The organism is Bradyrhizobium oropedii, assembly GCF_020889685.1.
In the GTDB taxonomy this organism is placed as follows: Bacteria; Pseudomonadota; Alphaproteobacteria; order Rhizobiales; family Xanthobacteraceae; genus Bradyrhizobium; species Bradyrhizobium oropedii.
In genome coordinates this window covers 1-6,343 of the sequence record NZ_JACMYO010000305.1, presented here as the reverse complement: position 1 = coordinate 6,343, position 6,343 = coordinate 1, and the positions used below count along the sequence as shown (strand labels likewise).

The following is a 6,343-nucleotide window of genomic DNA, read 5'->3' as shown; positions in this document are numbered from 1 at the left end:
CTGCCGCATTGTCGTCGGCCATGTCATGGGCCGAGGAGCCGGACGCGCCCAAGGCCTTGGCGATGCCGTTGGGGTCGATGATCATGATGACCGCGCCATCGCCCAGGATGGTATTGCCGGAGAACATGTCGATGTGCCGCAGCTTGGTCGACATCGGCTTGACCACGATCTCCTCGGTGTGGAACACGCCGTCGACCACGATGCCGAAGGTCTGGCTGCCGACTTGCGTGACCACGATGAAGCCGTTCTCGGCGTCGGTGGTGGTGGCGCCGTCGTCGATCTTCAGGAGCTTCTTCAGATGGATCAGCGGCAGCAGCTTGTTGCGCAGCCGCAAGACCGCGGTGTCCTTGATCCGCTCGATGCGGTGCTCGGAGTTGGCGCGGGCCCGCACCAGCTCGACGACAGACAATTGGGGAATCGCAAAACGGTCGCCGCCGGCTTCGACGATCAGGGCGGAGACGATCGCCAGGGTCAGCGGGATCTTGATGGTGACCGAGGCGCCCTCGCCGGCCACGCTCTTGATGTCGATGGTGCCGCCGATCTGGTCGATATTGGTGCGCACCACGTCCATGCCGACGCCGCGGCCGGACACCGAGGTCACTTGCGCGGCGGTCGAGAAGCCCGGCGCGAAGATGAACTTGTGGATCTGGGCTTCGGTCATCTTCTCCAGTTCGGCCTCGGTGACGAGACCGTTCTGGAGCGCCTTGGCCTTGATCCGCTCGGTGTTGAGCCCGCGGCCATTGTCGGCGATGCAGATGATGATGTGGCCGCCTTCGTGATAGGCGGACAAACGAATGGTGCCCTGCTCGGGCTTGCCGGCGGCGACCCGCTCGGCAGTGGTCTCCAGCCCGTGATCGGCGGAGTTGCGCACCATGTGCGTCAACGGATCCTTGATCAGGTCGAGCACCTGGCGGTCGAGCTCGGTGTCGGCGCCGTGCATCTCGAGCTCGATCTGCTTGCCGAGTTCGCCGGAGAGGTCGCGGACGATGCGCGGGAGCTTCTGCCAGGCGTTACCAATGGGCTGCATCCGCGTCTTCATGACGCCTTCCTGCAGCTCGGCGGTGACGTTGGAGAGCCGTTGCAGCGGCACCTTGAACTCGGTGTCCTCGTTGCGCCTTGAGATCTCGAGCAACTGGTTGCGGGTCAGGACCAGCTCGGAGACCATGGTCATCAGGTGTTCGAGGGTGTCGACATTGACCCGGATCGACTGGTTGGCGATCTTGTCGCCTTCCTGGACATCCTCGGTGGCCACCTTGCGGGCCGGCTTCTTCGCGGCTTCAGCCGGCTCTGCGGCAGCGGCAACAGGCGCTGCGGCCACCGGCTTCGCGGCAGGAGCCGGCGTTGGCGCGGGCGCAGCGACTTCGGTCTCGGTCTCGCGGAAGGCGCGCTCGAGCTCGTCGAGCGAGACCTCGCCCGGACGCAGCGGCCGCTCCAGCGTCTGCACCACCAGCGTACCTTCGCTCATGTCAGCCTGCACCGACGGCGCTTCGACGACAGGCACGTCGTCTTCCGCGGCAGCCTCGCCGGCAGTCGGCATCGACTGCGTCGAGCCTGACATTGCGGCCATGCCGCGCTCGACCATCGCCTCCAGCTGATCGATCAGATCGCGGTCGTTGCCCTCAGGCTCGGCTTCGGTCGCCTCGAGCCCGCCAAGGATCTCCTTGATGCGGTCGATCGAGGACAGGATCAGCGTCACGGCTTCCGCCTTCACCGGCATGCCGTCGCGGAATTTGCCCATCAGGGTCTCGCCGGCATGCGCCAAGGCCTCGAGCCGCGGCAGCCCGAGGAAGCCGCAGGTCCCCTTGATCGTGTGCACAAGCCGGAAAATGTTATCCAGGATCTTCGCGTTGTTCGGATCCTGCTCGAACTGCACCAGCTGGTTGTCGACCGTATCCAGGCTCTCGCTGCTCTCCGTCAGGAACTCGCGCAACAGATCGTCCATGAAACCAACCTTCGAAAAACGCCGAAAACGCTGCGGCGCGCGACATCGACGCGCCGGCCGGAACTTAGGTCAGCTTCTCCCCAAAGCGTTTAAGTTTGGTTGAGTAATTGGAAAAGAACGGGATCAACAAAGAGATAAGGCCGCACGATCGAATCGCGCGGCCCGTCGTAACCTTTGCTTAATGATGTTCCCGCGGCCGCGTTCAGGACGCTGCGATAATGACCTTGTCGCCGTCGAGCACGAGCGTCACTTTCAACCCGCAGGCTTCGGCCAAGAGGCGCGTGTAATGCGGCTGCACGGCATGCGCATCGACCGTGTTCGCGGAGCTTGCATTGAGCAGGTCGACGATGTTCTGCGGCACGCGCGCATTGAGGCCCGCGGCCGTGATGCGGAAGCTCATCACCTCGCCCTCGCCGACCGGATCGATCAACAGGGTGCCGCCGCGCGGGATGGTCTGCTGTGCGATCACCAGCATGTTCAACAGCAGCTTGACCCGGTTCTTGGGCAGCAGCAGCCGCGGCAAATTCCAGGTCAGCGTCACCTTGCCGTCCTCGATATGCCCCTTCGCCATGTTCTGGGCATCGCCGAGGTCGATCTGCGCGCCGGAGGAACCGGCCGCGCCGAACGCCAGCCGGCAGAACTGCAGCCGCGCCGAAGCGGTCTTGGCGCTTTTGCGGATCAGATCGAGCGCGAACTCGCGGTCTTCGGGCTTGGGATTGTCGTCAAGGACCTCAAGCCCATTGACGATCGCGCCGACCGGACTGATGAGATCGTGACAGACCCGCGAGCACAACAGCGCCGCGAGTTCGAGCGCGTCGGGAGCGGGACCGGGAGACGAAGTGCCAGACATCAATTGTTTCCTGGAAAGCCGCACGCCGCCGCAGGAGTGCGAATCACGCATGCCTGTCGGCTTGATACACTGGGCAGACGGATGCTGCCAGCTTGCGGCGAGACTGGCATCATGATCTCAGGGGAAGACGAACAGGATATGAGACCCGCTCATGAATAAGGAACAATCGGCCGCCCTCGACTGCGATAAGGCCGCCACGCTGCTCGAATCACTGACCGAACTGGTGATCCGGGCGGGCGAGGCGATACTTGCGGTCAACCGTTCCGCCATGAATGTGACCGGCAAGAGCGACGGCTCACCGGTCACCGAGGCCGATCTCGCCGCCGACCACATCATCGTCGAAGGGCTGACCCGGCTTGCGCCGCATGTCTCGCTGCTGTCGGAGGAGCGCGTTCATCTGGCAACGCCGCCCTACAAGGACAGCTTCTTCCTGATCGATCCGCTCGACGGCACCAAGGAGTTCGTCGCCGGCCGCGACGAATTCACCGTCAATGTGGCGCTGGTCACGCACGGCGTGCCGCTGCTCGGCATCGTCGGTGCGCCGGCGCTCGGGCTGATCTGGCGCGGCATCGTCGGCAAAGGCGCCGAGCGACTGACGCTAAAGGACAACGCGGTTTCGCAGGCCGTACCGATCAAAACCCGCCCCTGCCCGCCGCGCGGCGCGCCGTGGACGGTTGCGGTCAGCCGCTCACATGGCGATGCGCGCACCGAAGCCTTCATCGACGAACGCGGCGGCGCGGTCCGCGCCGTGCTTGGATCGGCGGTCAAATTCGGCCGTGTCGCCGAAGGCGAGGTCGATATCTATCCACGTCTGTCGCCGACGTCGGAATGGGATGTGGCGGCCGGTCACGCCGTCGTCGTTGCGGCCGGCGGCAAGGTGACCGATTCGAAAGGGAGCCAACTGCATTTCGGGCTCGGCCGCGAAGACTTCCTGGTGCCGGAATTCATTGCCTGGGGCGACCCGGCCGCGGCGTTGTGATTATTGCGCGAGACTTTCTTCCAGCTCCGGCCAGCGCGCCTTGGCTTCCTTCAGGAAGCGCGCGGGATCGGCGGCGAAGGCATCGCGGCTGTGTTCACGATTGAACAGATAAAGCCTGTTCCCGACGACGGCCCAGAATCGCGGATTGCCCGCGCAGGTCACGCCCCGCACCAGATCGGTCGGATCGTAACCGCCGAACTGCGGGCCATAGATTTCGGGATGCGCCACGAACGAGGCACGGTTGCCCTCGTTGCGGAAACGCCAGACCACACCGCTGTCGGCGGCCTCGTATTCCGGCCGCCCCTGGGTCGCGGTGGCGTCGGTGAAATAGGCAACGGGATCGAATCCCTCGATCGCCAATCCGGAGTAGCGGTTCGTGACCACGCGCTCGGTCGTCGTGGCCTGAACAGGCAAAGACGGCCAGACGGCCGCCAAAATGCCCGCCAACAGGCCGAAAAAGGCCATGCCGCGGCACGATCCATATATTTCCTGCCGTTGTGCCGTCATAGTTGATACCGATAACATCCGAGTCGAGGGGACACTGGGCGCAACCTAGAGCCGTGCCTGTTGGCATCAGGTTAAAGGGCAACGCCCAGATTTCGATAGCAGGGGTTCTTTATGACTTTCGCATCACGCCTTGCCGCGGTCGCGTTCGCCGCGCTGATGTGCTGGAGCGCAGGGGCGTCCGCGCAGCAGCCCCCACCGCCGCAATATCCACCGCCACAGCGTGAGCCGACCCCGTATACTTACGGGCCAGACGAACTGGTCGGCGCCGGACACAAGTTCTTTGGCAATGTCTCGCGCGGGCTCGCCTCGGTCATCGAGCGCGCCGTCAGCCAATGGGGCCTGCCCAATGGTTATGTACTCGGCGAAGAAGGCTCCGGCGCTTTCGTGGCCGGGCTGCGCTATGGCGAAGGCACGCTCTACACCAAGAACGCCGGCGACCTCAGGGTCTATTGGCAAGGCCCCTCGGTCGGCTTCGACTGGGGCGGCGACGGCGCCCGGACCATGACGCTGGTCTACAACCTGCCCTCGACGCAGGCGATCTACCAGCGCTTCGTCGGCATCGACGGTTCTGCCTATATCGTCGGCGGCTTCGGCATGACGGCGCTGACCGCCAACAACATCGTGCTGGTTCCGATTCGCTCGGGCATCGGCTTGCGGCTCGGCGCCAGCGTCGGCTATCTCAAATTCACCCCGCGCGCGACCTGGAACCCGTTCTAGGTCGCAGCCCTGATCGGGTGACGACGCCGGCGCTCCGGTGCGGTTAGCGATTCAGGTTAACGCGGCAAACGGGCTGGCCTTTGGCTGGCCCGCCGTGGCATTGTGATTAACAAATTCCTTCTTCTTTCCTTGGAGTGACCCTTCATGATCGAGATGATCATGTACGCGGCGGTCGGTTTCCTGCTCTCGATGGTGTGCGGACTGATGATCATGCCGCTGGTGCATAACCGGGCGGTGCGACTGACCACGCGCCGGATGGAGGCGGCCACCCCGCTGTCGATGGCCGAGATCCAGGCCGACAAAGACCAGCTCCGCGCCGAATTCGCCATGTCGGCCCGTCGGCTCGAGATGAACGTCGACCAGCTCAAGAGCAAGACCACGAGTCAGCTTGCCGAGCTCGGCAAGAAGACCGATGCGATCAACCGCATGAAGATCGAGCTGGGCGAGAAGAACGCCGCGATCTTCGCGCTGGAGGCGCGCGAGAAGGCGATGAAGGAGCAGCTTCGCGCCACCGAGGAAGAGTTCGGTGCCAAGACCGAGCTGTTGCGCAACGCCGAGCAGGCGCTGACCGACAAGCAGAGCGAGCTTGGCAAGATCAACGCCGAGCTCAGCAACCGCTCGATGACGGCCGACAGCCGCCAGGTCGAACTGGTTGCCGTGCGGACCCAGGTCGAGGAGCTGAAGAGCCGCGTCGGCGATGCCGCCAGGGAGTTCGCGGCGACCGAGGCCCGCCTCGCCCAGGAGCGCAGCCAGTCGGAGACCGCGACGCGCGATCTCACCGACGCGCGCGGCCGGGTCGAGAATCTGAGCCAGCGCGTCACCGATCTCGACCGCCAGTTGATCGTCCAGGTCAAGGAAGCCGAGATGCTCGGCAACCGCGTCACCGACCTCGAGACCCGGCTCGCGACCCAGGGCAAGCTGCTTGCCGAGCGTGAATTCGAGAACGGCCAGTTGAAGCAGGCCAACGCCGCCGCCGAGCGGACGGTGCAGGAGCTGCGCGAGGAGATCGCCGCGACGAGCGGCGGCAAATCGTCCGTGCTCGAGAAGCTGCGCAAGGAGAAGGCCGCGGCCGAGGAGCAGCTGCGCATCATCAGCGACGAACGCGGCAAGCTGCAGCGCGACATCAACGCGATCCAGCAGCAGGCCGAAAGCTCCTGGGCGACCGAGCGGATGGAGAACGCGCTGCTGCGCGAGCGCATCAACGACATCGCGGCCGAGGTGGCCAAGCTCGCGATCCAGCTCGAAGGCCCCAATTCGGCGATCGAGGCCATGCTGGCGGCCGAGCCGACCGTGCCGGCCAAGCCAGCCGCCAAGCCCGTCAACGGCGCCGCAAATGGCGTCGCTCCGG

6 protein-coding genes are annotated in these 6,343 nt (G+C 64.8%); 3 read left to right on the top strand and 3 right to left on the bottom strand.

Annotated elements, in window-relative coordinates:
- A partial coding sequence (locus H8A95_RS41065; protein ID WP_229188185.1) for a chemotaxis protein CheA occupies nt 1–1,942 on the bottom strand: 1,942 nt, incomplete at its 3' end.
- 202 nt (nt 1,943–2,144) lie between these two features.
- Nucleotides 2,145–2,792, bottom strand: coding sequence for a histidine phosphotransferase ChpT (gene chpT, locus H8A95_RS41060; RefSeq protein ID WP_229188184.1), 648 nt, complete (start codon nt 2,790–2,792; stop codon nt 2,145–2,147).
- Between the two features lie 151 nt (nt 2,793–2,943).
- Between chpT and cysQ the strand changes: the two genes are divergently transcribed.
- Complete coding sequence (cysQ, locus tag H8A95_RS41055) at nt 2,944–3,771, top strand: 3'(2'),5'-bisphosphate nucleotidase CysQ (protein ID WP_229188183.1); 828 nt, start codon at nt 2,944–2,946, stop codon at nt 3,769–3,771.
- On the opposite strand, the gene H8A95_RS41050 is transcribed toward cysQ, so the two are convergent.
- On the bottom strand, nt 3,772–4,236 hold the full coding sequence (locus H8A95_RS41050) for a YHS domain-containing (seleno)protein (protein ID WP_229188182.1): 465 nt from the start codon (nt 4,234–4,236) through the stop codon (nt 3,772–3,774). It lies immediately after the preceding gene.
- 153 nt (nt 4,237–4,389) lie between these two features.
- Between H8A95_RS41050 and H8A95_RS41045 the strand changes: the two genes are divergently transcribed.
- Together H8A95_RS41045 and H8A95_RS41040 are read left to right on the top strand one after the other, a co-directional pair.
- Nucleotides 4,390–4,995: a DUF1134 domain-containing protein gene (locus H8A95_RS41045; RefSeq protein ID WP_097677239.1), complete on the top strand. Its 606-nt coding sequence runs from the start codon at nt 4,390–4,392 to the stop codon at nt 4,993–4,995.
- A 144-nt stretch (nt 4,996–5,139) separates the two neighbouring features.
- Nucleotides 5,140–6,343, top strand: a 1,204-nt coding sequence (locus H8A95_RS41040; RefSeq protein WP_229188181.1) for a coiled-coil domain-containing protein, incomplete at its 3' end; no start/stop codon positions are given.